A 24,020-nucleotide genomic window follows, 5' to 3' on the forward strand; every position below is an offset into this window, starting at 1 on the left:
TAAACCTAGGGATCATATCCTAAAATCAACCATTTTTAGGTGAAGTAAAGCGCAGGGTGTGCTTTATGTGTATGATAGCGGTAATCCTAACATGGATCTTCATTTCACAGAACATAATAACAGTACTCTACTTTCAATCACCAACACATTGGTGAAAACTCTAGATTTAATCGGGAATAAGGCCGTTGCTAGGCCCTTTTCTGAGAAGAAACTACTTAAGCATGCTTTGCTTGATCTTTGCAAACAGATATATGCAAACCTTTATGCCATAAAAACTCTGTTGGCAGAGTTTCATGATGAACGCAACAATTTAAAGAGAGTCCCTATTGCACTTATCACTCGAGGTGCAATTGCAGATTGCTTAACAGGTGTTTATCTAATTACATTTAGAAATAGTGATGAATCTCTCAAGAACGAAATAGATGTGATGAGTCGAGAATATGCAAAATTCCTTCGATTCTTTGAAGATGAAAAGATCAGGTATCTACAAAAATTTGAAACCCTTGAAGCTGAAGAAGAATTAAAAAAATGGGAAAGCAACTTTAAGAATTCCCACCCTCAATTATTCGTTAATAAAGAAGATACTGAATGGCGATTAAAATCTGCAAAGTCATTAAGAAGCACATCAGAAATTAAACTATCTAAGGAACTTGACGGAAACCTAACTGAAGAAAAAAAAGCCAAACGAATAAAAAGAAATGATAAAAACGAAGATTATGGACTTCTTTACGTTGGTTTTAAATACTTTTCACAGTATCAGCATTATAGCTTTTCAAACAGAAAAATGATTGAGGATTTAAGAGAAGAGTTTTTTGGCATTTTACTTATGTCAATTGCTTCTATAGCAACTACAACAAGTTTGTTTTCCTCTATTCTTGGTGGAGAAGGCAATGAAGATGAAATAAAAAGAAATTACGAATCAATTAATTTACTATTTGAAACTTTAGAATAAAAGCTGCTAACATGCTGTGATCAAATCATGGCGGGTCAGCTGTAAACAAAAGTTCTCTGCTCACTTCTGGTCTTAGGTTAAGCGTTAGCGATTCTAAGACCCAAAATATAGAAGTGCGTCTGCCCGTTGTTGGTGTTTTGCAGGATGAGTAACTACTGCACTGCTCGTAGTGGGGGATTGCGCCGATCTGCGTCCTCGTACCTCGTCCTTGTCGGGCAATGACGGTGCTTTTGGTTTGGTAGGCTTGGCTCAAATGTAAAGGGCTTCTTTCACACCACTCTATTCTACCCGTCATAGCCTGGCGATAGACCAGGCTATCCCCACCGGAGAGCGGAGAAGTAGGCTAATCAATCATTGAGCAGAGACAGATACCTTTTGGCAATTGCTCAGAGAGAAGGGTGTCCGCCCGTTGTTGGTGTTTTGCAGGGGGTGTAACTGCTGCTCTGCTCGTAGTGGGGGGATTGCACCGGTCTGCGTCCTCGTACCTCGTCCTTGTCGGGCAATGACGGTGCTTTTGGTTTGGTAGGCTTGGCTCAAATGCAAAGGGCTTCTTTCACACCACTCTATTCTACCCGTCATAGCCTGGCGATAGACCAGGCTATCCCCATCGGCGAGCGGAGAAGTAGGCTAATCAGTCATTGAGCGGAGGCAGATGCCTTTTGGCACTTGATCAGATAGAAGGGTTGGTTTTCGGAAATCTCTGTGATCTCAAATAGTCCCACTTTGTCAAATTCTCTATGGATTGATTCTTTGTCATAGAAGTATATCTTAGCCCCTTGGTGTAGTTCATATCTATCCTGACCAATGCGTGTGCCTTTGCCGTAGGTCGGGGCTTCTTTTGAAATCACCGTGAAAACCATATAGCCACCCTCTGATAGCTGGTGGTAGCAGTTTTGCACTAGCTTTTCTCTGTCCTTGCTGTCCAATAGATGGATCAAGGCATAGCAAAAGATTCCATCATATTGGGTGTTGTCAAAAGGCATGTCGGACACACTGCCGTGATAGATGTTCATGGATGAGCCATAGTGCTTTTTAGCCATTTCGATGGCGGTTTTGGAGACTTCTATGCCCGTGACGTCTATCCCGCTGTTTTTGAATACTTGAGCATTTCGCCCATAGCCTATCCCTGGGATAAGGATGTTCTTAATGGCTTTGTTAATAAAAAAGTCTTTGGTTAATACTGCCGAATAGGAAGGCTCAAAGCCCCACATTTCCTGCTTTTCGATAAAATTCTCTTCCCAAAACTCAGTCATGGCTTTTGTCTTATTGGATCTGTTTAACAGCCTTATACATGAAATTCTCTAATAAGGTTGACCCAAATGGTTCATAAACTAATTCGTTTTCTTCAGCCTTTGTTTGAGTTTTTCCTCTGCACGGAGTTTGATCTGTAGGCCATTGAGGAAGTTGCGCAGGAACTGATCCTGACACGAGCGGTACTGGGGTTGTTTGGGATTGCGAAAGAATGCACTGAGTTCGTGCCTGCTGATGGGCATATCCGCTAGTTCGTACAGCGCTAGGGTGGCCGCTTCGTCGAGGTTCATGGCGATGCGGAGCTTCCTAAAGATGATGTTGTTGTTGAGGCGAGTGGTGGTGATCGGTTTTGCACCTTCTTTTTTGCCTCTCTTGTCTGTGATCAAGCCATCTAGGAAGTTGGACAAGTCACGGTCGGGTAGTTCTACGAACCCGGGTTCTTCATTCTTGGTGAGCCAGGCTTTTACCTGCGCTTTGGTCACTACCTGCTCGTTTAGTCCAAAAATGGCGACCATTTGCGCATCATTGAGGTCTAGGGCATAGCGTACTCTACGCAGGATATCGTTATTTGTCATGTTTTACTTTATATCTATCGATCAAAACTGGATACTCAAACCAAAGTAGGGAGAAATATACTGTGTGGTCTCGTACCCATTCTCTGTAGGTGTAAAGGTATAGAAGTAATCGACACCCGCCACGATAAAGCGGTTGAGATGATAGACGAACCGTACTTTGGCCAGTGACCTTTCGTCTAAGGTAAAGGCGTCATTTAGTTCTGTCAATCCTCCTTTGAAGTACTTGGCATGAATAGAGACCTTGTCAAACAAGCGGTCTACATCAGCGGTCAAAGTGACGACAGCTGGGGCCGCTTCGCCGATATGATCTGGGAGCAAAAGGCTCCCGCCAATGTTTACTTTCTGAAGGATATGGCCTGTGATGCTGCCATAGATGCCTTGCATTTTTTCGACTGAGGCGAGGGAGAGTAGTTTACCATCCTTGTCTATCTCATAGGAGGTATCAAAGAACTGTGGAAGGTAGTAGTCCGAGTAGGAGAGTCGCTCGATTCGGAGGTCGGTACTCAACAAGTCCGCGATGAAGTGAAACCGGAAGTTGAAACCAGCACTGATACCCGATCCATCTGTGAACTCGTCTGAAGGCATGGTGAGCTCACCAGCAGCCTGTTGTGCATCGATCGAATCTAACAACGCCGGGGTGCTGACGTTGAGCTTCGAGTAGTTGGCAAATAGGTCGATCTGGATGAAAGGGACACGGAGGAGTGTCAGTCCTGCGTCTACATTGAATGCGCTGATACCATCCTTGGTGAAAGCATAGGTCGCGTTGGTGTCTCCAGTACCTAGCAGATGAGTCTGGTCATGATCGGATAGGTAGGTAGCTCCTATCTCCAAACTGCGAACTATAGGCACGAAAGTCCAACTGAGTGGTCTCACATAGGGTCTGACGGCAAAAAGGTTGAAAGAGCTAGGGTCAAAATCGCTATACATGCCTTCTATGCCGGCGAGCCCTTTGACGTTGATGTCATAGTGAAGTCCGATTTTACGCTTTTCGTAACTGATGCTGTTGGAGTAGTTGTTGACCAACCCCCCATATCCGATCATCGTGCCGGGGAGAGAGCCGACTTTGACGTAGACAGGGTCTACTTTTTGTTGTCCGTATCGGACGTAACTCAGGAGTCTGAGTGCCCCGACACCATCTTCGTACATCTCCGTACGGATGCTCTGGTCATCAATCCCATAGAGAATAGGTATATCGAGACCCACGCCGACTTTGCCGAGGCTAAGCTCTGGAGCTAATACTAGCCCTGCATAGGATTTTCCATCGATGACGGTGTAGGTGAAGCCTCCGTTGATGGCAGAGCCATTGTTGACAGGAGGAAGCCCCGCACGGAAGTCCTCGGCAGGTTCTTTGTCCTTGTCTTTGTCCTTTCTTTCTTCGCGTTTGGCTGCTTTTTGCGCTTGTTTTGTAGAGTCTTGCGCTGCTTGCTGTGCTTCTAGTACTGCGAGTTCTTCAGTAGTAGGGCCTTCTTCTAAAGTCGTGGAGTCTACAAATATGTAGCTGTCCTGCACTACAGTGTCTGTAGGGATGATGAGCTCTTCTGAGGCCAGGCTGTCCGCTACCGCTGTTTGAGAAAGGGAGTCTACGGTGATAGTTTCAGGTTTGACTTTGGTGGTGTCAGCTACCACAGCCGCTGCAGGTGCAACTTGCTCGGTAGTATTTGTTTCCTTGTTTTTTTTCTTCTTTTTCTTTTTGTCCTTTTTGGTATCCTCCCATAGATAGGAGTAGTCTGCGAATGGATCTTCTTCGGGAGTCTCTTGTGCGAAGGATAGAGTAGATAAGCTGATCAATACGATCAGTAGGGGTAATACTTTTCTCATAGCGACTGTTTAAATCAAAGTGGCTACTGCAGCTAGGCAATAAGCACCGACAATATTAACGAGAATGGGGCTGATTATTGTAGGCTTGCTTAGGAAATTGGGCTTAGTGTTCAGTATTCAATTATTAATCGACCTCAGGTTATTTGTCTAGTGGTAGTAGGATATACCGGAGAGGGATCATAGCCGCATAGAGCGGATATTATAGACCAACCCTATAGCCCAAGGTTACAGTTCCGTGACCAGTAGTTCGGTTCGCCGGTTCAGCTGATGGTCGTCTTCGCTACAGTCGTCTTGGCAATCCACGATGGGTTCTGATTCGCCCATACCTACAGGTACGAGTCTGTCCTCACGGATACCAGCATTGACCATGTAGTCGACTACTGATTTGGCTCGACGTTTGGAGAGGCGCATGTTGTAGTTTTCATTGCCTCGGGTATCGGTATGGGAGTGGAGTTCCGCTTTCATCGTAGGGTTGTCTTGCAACATCACGATGAGGTAGTTGAGCTGAAACTTAGAGGAGTCTCTTAATGTTGCCTTGTCAAAATCGTAGAGAATGTCTTTTAGTACCATGGATTTGCCGACCTGCATCGAGTCCAGTGGAACAGGCCAAAAGAGTTCGCCGTTCAGTTCGTTACCAGACAGGTAGGTGACTTGGTTGGTGAAGTAGTTTTGTTTGGCGGCTAGTACGGAGTATTCTACACCCGTATCTAATACATAGACGAAGGAGTCGTTTCGAACCTCTATCGGTGCTAGGTATTGGTTGTTTCGTGTGTCTACGACATTGATGGATGCATTGGATAGAACTTTATAGTTGGTAGAATCTGCCAAACTTGTAGAGTCATTTACTTGAGTGGTATCCACTGCGTAGACGTATGCGATCAGTTTGTCGTCATTCTTTTTGGTGTATTCGTAGCTATAGATGACATCATTGAGTTCGTTGCGCCGGTTGGACACGAAGTAGCCTTCTTTGCCTGTACGGGTGATCATCCCAAAATCATCTTTATTGGAATTGACGGGTGCGCCTACATTTTTGATGGGGCCAGGCGTATCTCCGTTGAGTATGGTTTTGTAGATATCCAATCCACCCAGTCCAGGTCTGCCATTGGAGGCGAAATAAAGAACGTTTCCATTGAGAGATGGAAATACATCACGCTCAGTCGTGTTGATCTGAGGTCCCATGTTTTTGGGTTCTGACCATCCGTTAGCCGTTTTGTAGGTGATGTATAGGTCTGCGTGTCCATAGCCGTCGGGCTGATCTGAGGAGTATATCATGAAGGAACCGTCTTCTGCTACAGCAGGGTGAGCACTGTTGTAGTCGGGACTATTGTATGGAAAGGGCCTGATGTTTTGAATCTTGTCGTCCTCGATTTCTGCAAAGTAGATATTAAGAGACTCTACTTCACTTTTGCCTCTTACTGCTTTGTTTTTCTTCTCGACGGCATTTCTCGTCAGTGCAATCATAGACCCATTTTCAAAGGTACTGACAGGTCCTTCGTGGTATTTGCTGCTTGTCTTTTTGCTGAACAATACTGCTTTTTCAAACCCACCGTCAGGTCTCTTTTGTGTGAAGTAGATGTCAAAGTAGTTGGATCGGTTTTTCTTGGTTTTACTCCGAATGACGACTTTTTCATTCATGTCAGAGATGAACAGGAAGCCTTCCTTGTAGTATGCTGGTCCGAAATCGTTTCGATTGTTGTTTTTGGTCAGGTTGGCGATTTGATAATACTTCTGATCCTTGCTGAAATCATGTACATCTGCATAGGCACTGAGTCGAGCGAATTGTTCTGGGTTGGCATGATCTAATCCTTGATAGACTTCATACCAGTAGGATGCTTCGTCGTATTTTTTATTACTGGCCAGTGCCTCGATGTAGGCATAGAGTACTGCTGCTTTGAGTGAATCCGAGATCACCAGCTTAGATGAATCCATGGCACTCGCTACTTTGTTTAAATCCACATGAGACAGGTATTGACTAAACACAGGTTCTGCTGAGATATTATCGTTGATTTTGCGATAACTACGTGCCAACTTCAACATGGCCGACGTATTCGTGGAATCTTCCTCTAGCGCATATTTGTAATATTTGATGGCAGCAATGTAAGAGCCATTGGCCATTTCTACATCTCCTTTTTTCTCACTTTTCATCCCCGTATAGGTGATTTTGGCGTACTGAGCTTGCGTGACAAATACACTAAAGATTGAAAGAAATAGAACCAGACTATATTTAATCAATGGATTCATAGTTTAGAAATATCTAGGAGAGGTGACGTTGTTTTTCTTAAATTCTACGCGGTAGTTGAGCATGATCTCGTGTGTGCCCGAACTGACATTGCTGAGGTCGTTGAGGGTGTAGTCATAGGCATATCCGAACCTCAGGTCATCTGTCAGGTTTAGTTCTAGTAGAAATGCGATGCTTTCGTTAATGCGGTAGGATGCTCCGACCCAAATTACCTCGTCGATCAGCAAGTTGGCATTGATATCAAACTGCATGGGGGCACCTGATACATACTTGATTAATGCACTGGGTTTGATTTTGAAATGTGTTCCTAGGTCAAACAAGTAACCTCCTGTCAAGAACATGTGACGTTTGGCTTCTCCGCTTTTGTAGGTCAAGTTCGAGTCATCTATCTCGAAGGTATTGATGGTCGAGTTGAGAAGCGTCGGGAGGGAAAAACCTATGTAGTATCGATCCGAATAATAGTAAGCCCCTGTACCAATATTGGGTTTGAAAGGTTCTCTGACATTTTCACTCAGCGCCACATCATTGAGGTCAAAGACTGGGTTGAGTGAGGTGACATCTGATTTGAAACTCGAAAACCCAAGTTGTAGCCCCAGTGAGAGCGTGGCTTTTTCAAAATTGATTCGGTACGCCGCTGACACGAATGTTGAGAAGGTCTGTGATACGCCGATGTTGTCATTGTACACTTGCAGTCCCATGGCGATTTGATCTTTTTTGAGAGGTGCGTGCGCGGAGAACGTCTGCGTATTTGGTGCGCCATCTAGTCCCACCCATTGGTGGCGGGTGAGTGCTGTTAGGCTGAGTGTTTCATGACTCCCTGCATAGGCAGGGTTGAGCGCTAGGCCATTGAACATATACTGCGTGTACATGCCTTGCTGCTGCGCAAAGACAGCTCCAGACGCCATGATCATCAACAGGAATAAGGCTACTCGTAAAACGATATTTGATGGTTGCTTTCTCATTATCTTTTAATCACTACATAGCCCGACAATTGTTCATCTTCACCCTCGATCGTGAGGTAATAGAAATAGGTACCGTCAGGCAACTCCTTTCCATAAGGTACTAAACCAGTATTGGCAGTACCATTCCACACCACATTGACATTGTCATAGTCGGTGCCTTCATATACTTTCGTTCCCCACCTGTTGAATACCTGCACTTTGTTTCGAGCATAGAGTGGGTCATCGATGAGTGGTATTCTCCAGGTATCATTCGATCCATCGCCATTCGGGGTAAATACGTTTGGTATTACCAAAAGAGGTCCATCACAGTCGTCATACGCATCGAGGAAGTTAGGTATACCATCTCCATCACAGTCGCAGGTGAGTCCTGCTCCTGCATCACCTGTTTGGTCACACTCTTCGATATCAGGCGTGCCATCACCATCTTCATCATTAGATGAATCGAGGTAGTTAGGTTTGGTATCCTTATCTTCATCATCATCCTGAGGGTTTTGGTTGCCATTGACATCTTCCTCTCTAGTGGATAGCCCGTCACCATCATCGTCACTATCGAGATAGTTAGGGATGCCGTCAGCATCTGTGTCATCATTGGTAGGGTCACCATCAGCCTGTAACCATGTGACTCCATCGGTATCGAACCATTCGTAGCTGGCTAATTCTAGCCTACCAGTCGTGTTGATGTCTTCGTTGATGGTTAGTACCCAGTCACCATCATCGTCATTGTCGAGGTAGTTGACTAGTCCGTCTTGATCTGTGTCATCGTCTGTAGGGTTGCCATCTCCGTCTACATCTTCGATCATGGTCGGTACATTGTCTCCGTCATCGTCATTGTCTAGATAGTTGGGTATGCCATTTCCATCTGTATCATCATTGGTCGCGTTACCGTCTCCATCAGGGTCTTCAAGTAGGGTAGGGATGGTGTCGTTATCATCATCAGTATCTACATAGTCACGGACACCGTCTCCATCGGTATCTCGAGGATCACGAGACAGCGAGTTGGTGAATGTACCATCAGGCGTGTCATATACATCATCAATGCCATTGCCATCCAAATCCTGTCCGGAGGGAAGGATGTTGCCACTTTCGATCATATCGAGTACGCCATCATTGTCCGAATCGGTATCTAAATAGTCTGGCTGTCCATCTCCATCGCTATCGAGAGGGATCAAGACATTGTTGGTAGCATGTACACGACCACTGATGCCAAAATCCGTGTTTTTGTATTCGAAGAAATCAGCAATGCCATCATTGTCAGCGTCTTTGTCGAGGTAGTCTGGAGATCCGTCACCGTCTGTATCTATTGGGTTGGAGGGGTCTGAGCCTACTTCGATGATATCCAATATACCGTCATCATCAGAGTCGAGTAGTACTGCGGTGACTGAGATCGTAACCGTCGCATCATCACAAAGTGAGATCAGTGGTTTGGCTGGTGTGTCACAGACTTGGTATGTAAAGGTGTCGATACCATTGAAACCAGAGTTAGGCTGGTAGGTAAAGGAGCCATCTGTATTGAAAATCAACACACCGTCGGTTGGTTGTGAGGTAGCGGTATAGCTCATAGGGTCACCTTCTGGATCAGTGTCGTTGACAGAGACTCTACCTGCTACGAGGTTGGTACCGTTGGTATTGAAGGCATCATCCTGCGCGATAGGTGCATCGTTGATCGGGTTGACCGTGATGTTGATATCAGCAGCACTCGTTGCGAATAAGTCTCCATCAGAGCCATTCCATTCGAAACTCAAATCCCCACTGAAATTGGTAGCAGGAACGAATGTGAGGTTGGCTGCTTCGGCTATAGCATACTCTTGATCCACGAGTACAGTATCTGTATTCCATAATAGGAAGCCTTCTGTAGCGAGAGGAAGAGATTCGAAGCGTATAGTTTGCAGGGGTTCGTTTTCTTGATCAAAGAAACTATCTAGGAAATTGCTCTCTGCGAAAGTCAGTGTTACTTCTTCATCGGTAGATAAATCAATGTCTTCCACTTCAGGCGCATCTTCTACTTTGAGGATGTCGATTTTCATGGTATAGTTGTCGATACTCAGTTCGGTGTCTGTATCTCCAGAGTTGTCTTTAACCTTGAAGGTAAAGAAGTCAAATGGCTGACCGTTACCATCAAAGCTAGGTAGATATCTGAATAGGTTTCTATTTGGATAAGCTGTGTTAGTCACTACGTCTGATTGTGTGACGGGATTGGCCGAATAGAAAAGAGCACCCTTTACAGGTAGGCTCGTGATGACGACTCCTTGGAATGCATCGTTGTCTGGGTCTTCGAAGTAGAAATCGTTTTCGGTGAATACTGTTAAATTATCTTCTAGACCTGACACAGTAGCGTCTTGACTGATCGGATTACATCCTACATCTGCTAACACAGGTGTCATATTTACATCCGAAGCACAGTTGGTGTCATCATCTTTGTATGCAACTGATAGTACTTCGTAGTTGCCATCCTGCGTTAGGCTATTGGTAGTTAGTGCTGCTGTTCCAGTTGAACTAGTAGTGACTTCCTGTGTAGCCGTCGTACCATTGTTGTCATAGCTGATGGTATACTGCGTACTGGCTTCCAGTCCTGTGATTGTGAGTATCGGTGCATTGGCTCTACATATAGGACTTTCTATGTCTAGAGCGACATTGGAGACATCAGGTAGATTATTCACGGAGAAAGAGGTAGAAGTGGATACTTGATCCTCGGTACAGCTTAGATCAGTGCTGTAGGTGATTTCAGTCAAGTTTACAGCGTAACTCCCAGTAGCCGTTAGCAAGGTTTGATCAATATCAAAAGTAGTCGTACCGCTGCTTACCGTGATAGCCTGTGACTGAGAGGATGTACCATCAGATCCTACAAGATTGTATTGGATCAAATAGCTGCCATCTGCTAGAGTTGTCGATGTACCAGTGACGGTTGCATCGACTCCTTCACACACATTGTCAATAGATATTTGGAAATCTTGAGGATGTGGTTTTTCTAAGACTTCCAAAGTCGCCTGAACATCCAGAGGTAGTCCACATTGTTGTCCGTCCGTGAACTTCAGGTTAGATAAAGAAATGGTTGTCAACCCTGGGTTTTGCACAAAGGTCTCTGGGAGGGTGACTTGCACATTGCCTGTGCCAGAGGTGACTTGACCCACGATCGCGCTTTCAGCTTTTGTATTGGCGCCATATAGCTCGTAAGTCAATTCGTAAGTGCCATCGACTAAGTTGCTCGTGAAGATTAGGTCTACAGGCTCGCCTTCACAAGTGTTTTGAGTGATCATTGCTAGGTTCGTGATGTTAGGTAGGTCTTCGATGATGAATTTATCAGCTATGCTGAGGTTACTCATATTACAAGCGTTTCCTGTGTTATTGGCAACAGCTGTTATGGCGAAAGTCATTGCACCAGGTACAGGGATGTCATCAGTTGCTACCGTGAAGCTACCTGACCCGTCCGAAGCAATGGTCACGAGTTGTGTTCCTGCAGCGGCATTTGCTCCGTAAGTGACATAGGTAAAATTGTAGTTTCCTGCTGGTAGTGTGCTTGTGATATTGATTAAAGCATCTTGCCCTTCACAGATATTAGCCACTTGAATGACCATTTGGGAGATTATAGGGTTGGCTTCAACATCGAAAGAGGTTTGTGCCAGATTTGTACCTGTTGCTTCACAAGACTGCCCTGATTCGAATCGAATGGCAGTGACGGTGACGGTTGTAGTGCCCGCATTGGTGAGTTGACTGGCAGGGATGTCAACATCCCCCGAACCATCTCCGCTGTTGATCGTGACTTCTCCTGAGTAGCTGCCAGTATTGGCACCAGTGAGCGTGTAATCAAAGAAGTAGTCTGCATCTACGAGAGAACTGGTGATGTCTACTTGCCCATTTTCTTCCAAACAGATGTTGTCTACGGTTAGATTTAGTCCTGTTTCGTTAGGTAGGTCTTCAATGATAAATGCGGAGGTGGCTGATAGTCCTGAAACTGAGCAGCCCATACCTAAGGTGAAGTCTATTTCCGTAACTGTAATACTGGTGTTACCAGAGCTGGTGAGTTTTCCGCTGAGGACATATAGATTTCCTTTGCCCTGCCCATTGATGATGATATTTTCTGTATTACCAGTGCTAACGTTGGCACCACTGATGTTGTAGGTGAATTCATAAACGCCAGCGGAGAGGTCACTTGACACCTGTACTGTTTCTCTTGAACCTAGACATATATTGCTAGTCGATAGGTTCAGATTAGAGGTTATAGGTGCATTGCGTGCATATAACGTAATTTCGTCCGAGTCCAAATCACATCCTGTAGTCGTAGATAGGTTCACATGGAAGTTTTGTTCATTCCATGCTGATGCATCACTAATTACCAAATCAGCAGTGTTAGCCCCCGTGAAATCCACACCGTCGCTCAGAGCCGTACTGCCTCTATACCATTGGTAGTCTATGCTGGTAGTTCCTTCATTGGTCGCTACGACGGATAGGGTAGCACCTGCATTACATGTGTACTGATCTTGCGGTTGTGTGGTGATTTCTAATTTGTCGACTTGTACAGTGGCCATGTCAGTCAGGGTCGTTTCACCACAACTAGTATTGTTACTATCTAGTATGTTTGGTGTGGCTTTGACGACATAAGTGATGGTAGCGTCTGGTCGATTGGTAAAGGTTTTGCTTGTCCCGTCACCAATAAAGATTTGACCGGCAATAGGAGTGCCGCTGTTATCATAGAGTTCATAGCGGACATCTGTTTCCGTATTAGCAACGGTGATGGTGACGAGATCCCCTGCGCATACATCCGTTGCATCAGCGGTCACCGTCAAGGCATCACTTGGGTTAGCAATCACCGTGGCATTAGAGAGGTCTGATATTTCCAAAGCATTGCCACAATAGGTAGGTGTAGTATCCAATATTGGTGTAGCGAGTATATTGAAAGCAACATCTGTAGTACCTACTGCAATACTGTTGAAGTTAAGTTTACCTCCATTACCTGTTTGTGCAGAACCTGTTGGGGTGTCAGTAGTGTTGTCTCTCAATTGATAACTCACATTGTTTTGTGAGTTGGTCATCGTGATATTGACTGTATTGTCATCCTCGCAGAATAGCGGATCAGAGAGGATCTGACTAGATATGCTAGGGTCTGGTACGATTAAGAAGGATGCAGATACAGTACCAACTGCTGTGTTGCAAGCTAGTGCATTATCGACAGCTACGTCAGTTATTGTGACGACTGTTGTTCCATTGGTGCCTAAGTTGGCACTGAGTATATCAAATGACCCATCACCTGACCCGTCTATCGTCGCTATGGAAGATAGTGATGCCGTGTTGGCACTTGTCAAATCATAGGAAACGGTATATGTACCAGCGGCTAAACTGCTACCTGAAATATTCACTTCTGCATCTGAACCTGGACAGATGTTATCTATGGTAATGTCGAATATCGTTAGGTCAGGATTAGCGGATACATTGAAGGTGGATTGTACGCCAGGATCATCGGCACATGTACCCCCTAAGCTGATTTCGGTGAAATCAATAGTGTATTCGTCTACATCTGCTATCAATGATGCATCTACAATGAAGTCTCCCGTTCCAGCATCGCCAGAAGCAAGTGTAACAGTTGTGTTATAAGTGGCAGGTGTGCCTGATGAAGTAGGCGTGATGGTGTATTCTAAGCTGTACGTTCCATCCAATAGATTACTGGCCGTTAGAGATACAGTGGCATCTTGTCCTTGACAAACATCATCACTAGACAGAGTGATGCCTGATACATCTGGTGTAGACATTACAGTGAGTGTCACTTCATTCGAGTAGCTCTCACATTCAGCAGTAGTTACTTTTAACCTATATTGATTAGTAGTCAAACCAGTTACATTCGTGATGGTTAGTACCTGTGATGTCACATTTTGATAGACACCTGCCTCAGAGAGATCCGCATAGCCACCTCCGTTGTCTTCTTGCCACTGGTAGGTCGTTGTACCACTAGGGTTTGTGACTTGAGTCGTGAATTGAACTGGAGATCCATCACAGATCGTTGCGTCCATAGGTTGTACGTCAAATGTGATAGGCCCTTCTACGACTACAGCTGTACTGCTAGTGAGTAGTTCGGTATCACAAGTGGTTGATCCACCTACATAAGGTGTAGCAGTGACACGGTAATTTGTCGTACTCGTAGGTGATTGTATAGGGAAGTTCTGCGATCCTGATACTCCTTGAATGACTGCTCCTGCTATATTGACTGCATTGGCTTGGAGCTGATAGGATACTGAAGCATCGGCATTGTCTAAGTTGACCGTTACATCTTCACCTGCACATATTTGAGCATCAGAAGTACTCACAGTGATGGTATTGGTCACTGGTACAGGTACTATGGTTATGTTCGTGCTAGAAAGCTCGACGCTGGTACAGGCTTGATTTGCTCCCAAGGCATAAGCTATAAGGTTATAAGTACCGGTAACCATGGGAGTAGGGGATAAGTCAAATATCAGTTCGCTCGCTATAGCATCTGTACTAGATAGCGAATCACTTACGCTGACTCCATCCGCATCGCGTTGGATATAGTAATTAAAGCCTGTTTGATAGTTGGTCAAAGTGATGCTGACGGATTCACCGATACATACTTGAGGTGAAGTTAGCGTTTCGCCAGATAATACTGGGTTTTCTAAGACGATAAAGTCTGTTTCATCTTCCGCTGTGACATTACATTGTTTGCCGGAGGCATAGCGTATGTTGGTTAATTCGAAATCGGTACTACCACTATTGGTTAATTGATTTGCTGGGATGTAAGCCGTACCTGTTCTGCTACTCATCGTGAGAGTAGTAGTTTGATCGCTTACCGTATTAGCCCCTGAGAGGTTATAAATGACTTGGTAATTGCCGTCTGCCAAACGACCATTGAACACGATTTCTCCATCCGAACCATAACAAATATCGGTACCGTCAATAGATAGGTTTTGCGTATTTGGATTTGCTTCTATTTCAAATGTAGAGGCGGCAGAGAGCCCGAATACACTACAAGCTTGGCCGGATTCATAATCTACTTTTGTGACTGTGACGACTGTAGTGCCTATGTCACTGATTTGCTCGCTAGGAACTGTGAAAGAACCTGACCCATTGCCGCTAGTTACCGAAACGATGGTTTCAGTAGGTCCAAAATAGTTGCTGCCAGTGATTGTGTAAGTGAATTGATAAGATTGGTCGGCGAGTTGGTTGCTCGTGAAATCTACCACCAAATCTTCTCCAGCACACACATCAGTGGTAGTGAGTGCTAGATCATCTGTGTCTGGCAATGCAGTAATACTTAACAGCGCTGCATCAGTATATAACTCACACTGCGCAGTGGTTATTTTAAGTCTGTAGTATCTCTGGTCAAGCCCTGTATTGTTGAGCACTTGCAGGGTTTGGGTATTTACACCAGCGTATACCGCACCATTTGATATATTGTTGAATGTCGTATTGTTAGCACTGGATTGCCATTGGTAATTTGGAGTTCCTCCATCACCCTGATTGTCTATATCTGTAGTGAAGGCTACTTTTTGACTCGAAGAGCAAATTGTTACATCGTCGGGCTGAGCATTGATGACGATAGGGCCATCGACTTGGATAGTCACCAAATCCAATAATTGGATACTGTTACAATTGTTGGCATCACTGTCTTGAGTGGTTGGAGTCGCTAGTACGGAGTAAACGGCTGATTTGGAAGGTACGCCTGCATAAGACTGATCTGTGCCATCACCGACCAATACAAATCCATCGACAGCTATGCCATTGGCACGGAGCTGATAACTCACGCCGACTTCTGTATCCTTGATTGTGATCGAAGCTTCATCTCCGAAGCATGCGATCGGCGTATCGCCTACTACTTCTAAGTCTGCGGTAGGTGTTGAGATTACCGTGACAGTAGCTAGATCCGCCAGTACTACGCCAGTACAGTTAGTAACCACAGATGAACTAGCGAACACACTGTAGTTGCTATTGCTCGTAGGAGTGATGGTAAAGAATATATCACCACCGTTACCTTGAAGGGGCAAGCCTACATCGTCACCATCAGAATCTCTTAGTTGATAGCTGACATTGGTTTGTGAATTGTGCAAGGTTAGTTGTCCACTGTTTCCCTCACATACAGTTAAGTCATCGAGCGTCGGGGTAGCTCCATCAGGTGCACTGATTACGGTCAGTTGAGTATTGGCATTAACTGCTGTGGTCGCACATTGCTCATCAGTAACGTATTGTACTTTGGTGATAGAAATCACGGTTGCACCACTGCTACTCAAGCTGGTACTCGGGATGGTAAAAGTGTCTTCTCCACCAATCGTAGCTACATCTGCCGTAAGTCCAGTAGCGGTGTTAGCACCCGATAAATCGTAAGTGAAGGTGTAAGAGCCGTCCACGAGATTGCCAAATACATCCACTACTGCGTCATTACCAGCGCAGATATCATCTGCTACGACACTGAGCCCAGTCACATCTGGGAGTGGGAAGACAATGAAGTTATCTTCTGCGGTAGCTACCGAACCACAACCTTGCCCAGTACTGTAGTCAACTTGGGTGATAAAGAAGGAGTTGTTTCCATCGTTGGTGATCAAGTCGGCTGATACATTGAAATTCGCAGTTCCTCCTGTCACAGTTATATTTTCTACTGTTTCATCACTTACGGTGTTAGAGATTGTGATGTCATAGGTGAAGTCATAGATTCCGTCCGAAAGCCCAGTGACAGTTACTTCTGCTTCTTCTCCCAAACACAAGTCGTCGACCGATAAGGCAAACCCCGCCAAATCCGGTATCGTACCTAGATTGAGTTGGGCTGGGTCAGAATTTTCCTCACACGAACCGATACTGGCAATGAGTTGGTAGTAGTTGCCATCTAGTCCTGTCGTGTTTAGTATCGATAGGTTTTCTGTTTGTGTCCCAGTATATACCGCACCATCACTAAGGTCTGTATAAGTGACGTTGTCTGTACTGACTTGCCATTGTAATTCGGGTGCGCCACCGTCTCCGTTGTTAGAGACTTGGGATACAAAGGAAGTAGCTGTGCCAGAGCATAGGGTCTGGTCAGTAGGTTGCTGATCAAATGCGATCGGTCCTACTACTATAATTCCAATGGATTGGGACAACTGGATAGTCGCACAATCAGCCGAGAGTGAGTTTTGCGTACTAGGTGTAGCTTCTACTGTATAGACTGCGGAGGCTGCTGGTGTGTCTGTGAAAGTCAGCGGTGTGCCATCTCCAGAGATAGGTGTTCCTAGTGCTACACCATTCTTTTTGGCTTGATAGGTGACTTCATCTTCTGTAGCTATCGTGAAGGTGATTTCTTGCCCTTCGCATACCTCAGCGTCTGAAGCTGTAAAATCTACGCTGGCATCAGGGATAGGGATGACCACTGCATCTGCATTGTCGGACATGATCACAGTTTCACAACCTAAAACTAGGGTGGAGGTTGCAGCGACATAGAAGGTTGTATTGTTTACGATGGATATCGAAAAAGTAATATCCGAGCCCGTACCTGCTACAGGTAGTCCGACCAAAGAACCATCAGCTAAAGCCAATTGATAGGATACATTTAGCTCAGAATTACTGAGGATGATCTCTCCAGCATCACCAATACATATTACTGGATCGCTGACTGTTTTTTGGCTAGGGATAGGTGCGACAGTTGCTACGCCAGTATCTTCTAAGAGGTAATAGGGACAAAGCCCACTATCGGCCGCATCATTGTCACGCGCGTATACTTCATATATAGTTGTCGTACTAGGAGCAGGAATGCCCGAAAAGGTAAGAATTCCTCCATTACCAGGAACATCTGCTTCAATGTAGCTAGCGGATCCTTGTTCTTTGATGCTATAGTTGACGTTGAGTTCTGAATCCGTAACGGTAAATATTAGGTCTGGAACAGATGCTGCTACAGTTACTTCTTCTTCGCAATACTCGAAATCATTGACGACTAGGGTGGCGTCAGTCTCGGGCGTAGGACGTACCGTCACAGTGGCTTGATCTGTGAGGACAAATTCCGCACATAAACCAGCATCACCAGTTAGGGTAGATTGTGCGACTACTTCGTAGACTTGGTCTGTAGTGGTACTGACAGTGAAACTGACCGTACCTCCTGTACCATTGACTTGCGTGGTAGTACCTGTAGCATCCGTGTCATCTTCTAGTCTGATGGTGTATAGTACATCTACCTCAGAGTTGTCCAAGTTGACAGTGGCATCATCTCCTTCGCAGATAGTAGGGTCACTTACGGTCAGGTCGATCGCTGGCGTTGGGATGATGGTGACTTTGGATTTATTGGTGAGTTCGATACCGTCGCATAGGGCGGGAGTTCCATCTGTGGAGGTCGAGGTAGCGAGTACGTTGTAAAGAGTCGTTACACTTGGTGCTGTGATGTTAAATGTCAAGTCTCCGTCAGTGCCTTCTTGTGCTGCACCTACATTAATATCTCCTAAGTCTTCACGAAGCTGGTAGCTTACGCCACTTACCGCATTAGAGACAATGATGTCGACTGTAGTAGGGAGTGTTTCTTCACAGATCGTAGGGTCGGATACTGCTAGACTATTGTCAGGAGTAGGGATGATGTCAAATGACCCAGTGGTGTTTAGAACTTTTCCACAAGCGCCATTTTGTACGGTAACTTGGTAGTTGAATGTGCCAGAACTAGGTAGTTCGCTAGATGGGATGGTGAGTAAGAGGTCAGTGCCGTCACCAGTGCCAGTAGCTACTACCTTGTTGCTCTGATCTGTGTTTTGGATTTCATAGGTATAGCCGTCTTCTGCTGATGCGATAGTGACTTGACCGTCGTTACCGTTACAGACATCTCCGAATTGTGTCACTATTAGATCTAAATCAGGTACAGCATTGATGTCTAGTGTATTGCTCGGGAAGTCGCGAACACATATCCCATTGGTGACTTGGATCACAAAATCAAATTGGGTCTCCCCATCAGGTAAGTCAGCTTCTGCGACTGTGATGTTGAGGTCACTGCCATTTCCAGTACCCGTACCGACGACTGCATCGCTCGTGTTGAGTACTTCATAGGTATAGCTAGATTCTGAATTTTGAATGGTAATTACAGCGTCTTCATCGTCACATACCGCTGGGGCAAGTACTGTGAGGTCAGTTTTGGGTGCTTGGGTGATGTTGATTTCTAAACTTTCACTAGTTACACTACATGTGCTCGTGCCTGTAGAGGTAGCTATTCGTCTAAAGTAGGTGGTACTAGTGAGAATACCGGGTGCATAATTCTCACTGGTCGCTCCACTTATATCAGAGAAATTGCTGTCATCCGAACTGCTTTGCCATTGGTAGGAGTAAGTGCCAGATCCTGCTCCACCTGCTACAGCAGTAGCGGTGAGTGTGCCTGGATCTGTGTCCGAGCATTCAGCAATATCTGGGTCAATTACATTTCCTGTAATTTCATCTTGGACGGTGATAGTAGCAGTGTTGGAGTATTCTTGTTCGCAAACCCCACTTTGAACGGATACACGGAAATAAGTAGTGCCAGTTAGGTCACTGTAAGTGTAACTGTCTGAAGTGATACCAAGGGAAGTAGCCGTACTAAAGTCTGCATTGGTATCCGACTCCCAATCCAAAATCTCTCCTCTGTAGGCTTCTAAGACCAGTCGGAAAGTATTGTTGCCATAACATTCGTTTTGATCCGAAGACAATATTCCAGATAAAGTGCTCGGATCAGTAACCACTGTGAACATGCCTGATACAGCTGTACAATTGAGAGACGTAGTGATGCGCTGATAGTATTTGGTCGTGGTAGCAGTAGGATTGCTAGCGGTGATCGTGTAGTCTTCTCCATCATTGATGCCAGGAGCATCAGACCAAGTACTTTGATTGGAACTGACTTGCCAGAGGTATTGATAAGCTATGCTTGTTTCACCTCCTGTTGGGGTATTAGCATCAAGTGTAGGCGTTTCTCCTGCGCATATCTCTGTACTAGTCCCAGGCGTGTCGTCACTCAGTGCACCGACGATCTCGATAGATTGAGTGGTCGTGCCATCACAACCGAGTTCGGTAGTGAGCGTCAAAGAGACTTGATAAGTACCAGTAGAGGCGTAGCTGTGACTAGGGTTTTTATCGGTAGAGGTTGTCCCATCACCAAAATCCCATAACCAGTCTGTAATCGCATAGCGATCATCGATTAATCCACCGTCCGTTTGCGTTTTGTCTTGAAATTGAATTGCTACATTTTGGCATGTTTCGTTTTGTACGGAGTTGGAGGTGAAAACAGGTTCTGTATCATGACTGATGATGAGCTCCGGTACTTCAGGTACGTATACGAAAGCACCACATGCATCTGGACTTGCTGGATCATCTGCGATGGTTAGCTTTGGTTTGAAAGTTCCAAAGGTCTCATATTGATGTGTGACGACTACTGGATTGCCACTATTTGGATTCATTGCATCTGTAAACTCTTCTTCATAAACAACTGTCCCGTCCCCGAAATCCAAACGCAGAGACTTGGTGTCGCTAAGGCCAGTTATGGTAAATGTCGCTTCGGGATATTGATTGTCATCCTCATTGATACACACTTGATCTAGTATATAGCTAAAATCGTCATACTGAGGGCCATCTACTGTCACTACTGCCGTTTCAGTGACGGTAATTTGGCAACCACCAGCACTGACAGTCGTCAGTGTGACGTCATAGGTGCCAGGATAGATGTAGATAAAGGTAGGATTTTGCTCTGTGGAGGTAGAATTGAATTGATCTCCGAAATCCCACAGCCAAGAAACAGCGTCTACGGACGTGTCTTCAAAAGTAACTTCTAATGGAGCACAGCCCGTCTCTGTGACAGCAGGAAAAGAAGCATTAGCCTCATAGATTTCAAGATCTTGTGTGGATATATCCATACATCCGTCCTCATTGGTGATGGTGAGGGTTATGGTTTTTGTACCGATTGTAGCATAGACCACTGATCCAGGGTTTTGACCAGAGAAAGTCGCTGGCGTAGCACCATCTCCGAAATCCCATTCCCAGTCGCTTATATTACTTAGTCCACTGGTGTTGGATTGATCAGTGATGGTAATGCTCTCAGTGATACATTTGTTTTCACTCCCTATACCGAAGTTTGCATTAGGGTTTGGAATGGCTATTTCATCTGTTTTAATCTCTGTATCTACACAGCCAGCATCATCGGTGACGGTCAAAGAGATCGTTTTTAATCCTGTAGTAGAGTAACTAACCTCTATCGGGTCTTGGTTGTCAGTACTGACTGTTGGAGGATTGGCTCCTTCATCAAAATCCCACTCCCAGCTTATATTTGTATTGCCATTGGCAGTACTGTTGCTGGTGAACGTGAGGCTTTCTTCTGGGTCTAAGCACTGAACATTGGGGTCGGCATTGTCCGAAACAATTGAGAAGTCCGTGATCGGACCACGGACATCAATATAGTCTGTTTGGGTAGCTACTTTTACAGGGCACCCATTGTTTTCATTCATGGATAATGTCACGGTCTTTAGTCCAGGAGAGGAATAAATAACAACAGGTGGGGTAGCGCCATCGTAAGTGGCCGGAGTAGCGTCAGCCCCAAAGTCCCAGCTATAACTAGGCGTCGCAGCTATGGAGACGGATCGGTTGACAAACTGCACTTCATCAGCGTCATAGCATACGATCAAGTCTGATGTAGTGAAGTTAGGGATCGCAAAAGTTACGGGTATGACAGATGAATAAGTGTCTATGCATCCACTGGTATTGTTTTTGACATAAAGGACAACGGTGTAGTTGCCTCTTTTGGTGAATTGGTGTGTCGTACTAGGGTCACTTCCAACGGTAAAGGCTGTGTTGTCTGGTCCAGGTTCTAGACTGCCATCTCCAAAATCCCAACGGTATTCATCTACTCCTTCACTCAAATTAGCACCATCTAGTGCTGTGAATACAATATCACTGGCAGCAAAGCATTGACCTAAATCTGGATACTCAAATCGTGCAACAGGATAAGTGATATTGATGACATCTGTAGCGATATTAGAAGGGCAACCATCACTAAAGACAGTAAGTGATACTGTGTAACCTCCAGATGGTGATCCATCTTCCGTATCATCTGAGTAGGCATGAGAGGGGTTGTTAAGGCTGGGGTCTTCTAGCGGATTTCCACTGACGATAGTGCCGTCCCCAAAATCCCAAATTACACTATCAATAGGTTGTGTACCGATATCGTTGCGTGAGGAGGTACTGTTAAAGCTGATACCTGTGTCTACACATTCTGTATTCGTGGAAGAAGTGAAAGTAGCAGTCGGAACATAGCCCCGTTCTACTGCATCTTGGTATACGATGGTGTTAGTACATCCATCGGAGGTTTCTATAGTTAGTGCTACGTCGAATTTACCTTCCTCATTAAAAGGGATGTCTTCTGCTAGAGGACTAGAACCTGTTTGGTCTATCATTCCATCGTTCTGAAAGTCCCAACTATAACTCACTATAGCGTTACTGCCAGTAGGAAGTGTGTTCGTTGAGCCGCTTGCGTCGAAACTAGCAAGATCACCGACACAGCCATAGTGGCCTTCGGAGACTTCTATGGCAGGTTTAGGGAACTCTACTAGAATTGAGGAGAATATTCCTTGGTTTTGACATCCCTCAGCAGTTTGCACTTGTACTAGGATATCATATAGTCCTTCCGAAAGGTAAGAGTGTGTGACAGTACCTGTCGATGTACCTGTGTCAAAATCAGGTGTAGTGCCATCATAGTCAAAATCCCAGTAGTATTTAGTGCCAATGGTGTTAGTTGAGATAGTAATCTCTTCTCGATCACAGAGTTCCTCTTTGCTGACACTCACTACAGGCTCACCTATGTTATTTACTATGATTAGGTCTTCTTGTGCAGTTGTTTCTTGACAGCCATTGCTAAATGTGACAGTTAGAGCAACGGTGTATGGACTGCCTGTGTCGTCGCTGTAGGCGTATGTAGGGTTGGGTTCTGATGCGGTATTGCCATCTCCGAAATCCCAATGATAGATACCAGGAGTGCCTCCTAGTCCATCTGTAACAGTGCTGGTGAACTGAATGTCTTCTCCAACACATACTTCAGATTTGTCTGAGACGAAAACAGCAACATTGTTTTCAAAACTGAGTGTTTGATTACTTTCATTGCTACATGAACCAGGGCTATTTGTGACTTCTAGGCTAATGTCATAATCTTTTGCAGTGGGAAGAGTGATGATAGGGTTTTCATCTGTGCTTGTTTCTATTACAGTTGAGTTACTAAGGTCAGTGACAGTCCAGAGGAATAAGTTGATGCTGGAGGTGGGGTCTGTGGAGGAGTTGGTGAGCTGTACGTCCAACGGAAAGCTGCATCCTTCGTCATAACTATAGGTGAAATCTGATGTTGGTTCTGGATAAATACTAACTGCGTTGGGTAGTACGTAGGATGCTGTACACCCATTTGCATCACGTACACCGACTACCACGTTGAAAGAACCATACCCACTATAAGTATAAGTAATGTCTCCATTGTTGCCCTCACTAGCATATAGCCTAATGGGATCTTTTGCATCCCCAAATGACCAGTCCCAAGCTACAATTTCTCCTCCATTTACTGGAGGAACTACACCTGTGTAGTCGAACGAAACATCTAAAGTTGAACTGATACACCCTGAATCATCACCTCCATCAACTATGAATTCAGGTTCTGGCTTGGCATAGATAATAATTTCTTGTTGGCTTGATTCAGCCCCTCCATTGATCGTTAAGGTTACTGTGTAGTTTCCTGGTTCTAGATAGGTAGTTCCTGCGGTAGCACTAGTAGAGACTGGTTCTCCATTTCCGAAATCCCAGCTGTAATCAGTGATGTCTGTGTCGTCATCAACTGAGAAGTTGACTGATGTAGCCCCACAGCTTTCGTTATTTGATAAATCGGTTGTGAAATTTGCTGATTGTGCAAAAGAGGCTAGGCTGGTAAACAGAGCCAGAGTGCTGATGGTAAGGCGCTTTAACATCTAGGGTTAGGTGATCAGTTTGGTTTGGAATACAGTAATTAATTTAAAAGTAGTATGAATATTTATAAAATGGTATTTATCAAATCTCTTTTATCAAAGGAAAGGAGGTGCTTTAACTCGAGTCTTTTTTATGTATACATTTTCAGTTAGTTATGTATTGTTGGGGTGGTTAAATCTTTACGTTATAAAAAGGGCTTATGTCGTTTGATTGAAGAGTAATTAGCCATGAAGCTCTTCACATGAAACGAATCTCACAAAGTGGAATGAGTAAGTTGATTAATCAGTGCGATAGGGAATAATTTGATGAGTCTACCGTATGGTATAAAACGG

Annotated in this window: 8 protein-coding genes; 1 reads left to right on the plus strand and 7 read right to left on the minus strand. The window is 44.9% G+C overall.

Going from position 1 to position 24,020, the window contains the following annotated elements; all coding sequences use genetic code 11:
* Positions 1 to 151 precede the first annotated feature (151 nt).
* Entirely contained in the window at positions 152 to 952 is an 801-nt protein-coding gene (locus tag BGP76_RS05480; protein ID WP_147407382.1) for a hypothetical protein, read from the plus strand.
* A gap of 351 nt (positions 953 to 1,303) precedes the next feature.
* Here BGP76_RS05480 and BGP76_RS20150 read toward each other — a convergent pair whose 3' ends face one another.
* The 7 genes from BGP76_RS20150 to BGP76_RS05510 form a co-directional block, all read right to left on the minus strand.
* Positions 1,304 to 1,531, minus strand: a complete 228-nt coding sequence (locus tag BGP76_RS20150; protein ID WP_147407383.1) for a hypothetical protein — start codon at positions 1,529 to 1,531, stop codon at positions 1,304 to 1,306.
* A gap of 56 nt (positions 1,532 to 1,587) precedes the next feature.
* Entirely contained in the window at positions 1,588 to 2,205 is a 618-nt protein-coding gene (locus BGP76_RS05485; protein WP_119843901.1) for a bifunctional 2-polyprenyl-6-hydroxyphenol methylase/3-demethylubiquinol 3-O-methyltransferase UbiG, read from the minus strand.
* 78 nt (positions 2,206 to 2,283) lie between these two features.
* The gene (locus BGP76_RS05490; protein WP_119843902.1) at positions 2,284 to 2,778 is read right to left on the minus strand and encodes a DUF1456 family protein; all 495 of its coding nucleotides are present in this window, start codon (positions 2,776 to 2,778) and stop codon (positions 2,284 to 2,286) included.
* A 21-nt stretch (positions 2,779 to 2,799) separates the two neighbouring features.
* Entirely contained in the window at positions 2,800 to 4,596 is a 1,797-nt protein-coding gene (locus BGP76_RS05495) for a hypothetical protein (protein WP_119843903.1), read from the minus strand.
* A gap of 225 nt (positions 4,597 to 4,821) precedes the next feature.
* Positions 4,822 to 6,837 carry an OmpA family protein gene (locus BGP76_RS05500; RefSeq protein WP_119843904.1) on the minus strand — a complete coding sequence of 672 codons (2,016 nt, stop codon included), beginning with the start codon at positions 6,835 to 6,837 and terminating at the stop codon, positions 4,822 to 4,824.
* A gap of 3 nt (positions 6,838 to 6,840) precedes the next feature.
* A complete protein-coding gene (locus BGP76_RS05505) occupies positions 6,841 to 7,797 on the minus strand; it encodes a type IX secretion system membrane protein PorP/SprF (protein WP_073118557.1) in 957 nt (318 codons plus the stop codon).
* On the minus strand, positions 7,797 to 23,690 hold the full coding sequence (locus BGP76_RS05510) for a PKD domain-containing protein (protein ID WP_119843905.1): 15,894 nt from the start codon (positions 23,688 to 23,690) through the stop codon (positions 7,797 to 7,799). The genes BGP76_RS05505 and BGP76_RS05510 overlap by 1 nt, the downstream gene beginning before the upstream one ends.
* Positions 23,691 to 24,020 lie beyond the last annotated feature (330 nt).

The sequence above is a fragment of the Reichenbachiella sp. MSK19-1 genome, assembly GCF_003590315.1.
In the GTDB taxonomy this organism is placed as follows: Bacteria; Bacteroidota; Bacteroidia; order Cytophagales; family Cyclobacteriaceae; genus Reichenbachiella; species Reichenbachiella agariperforans.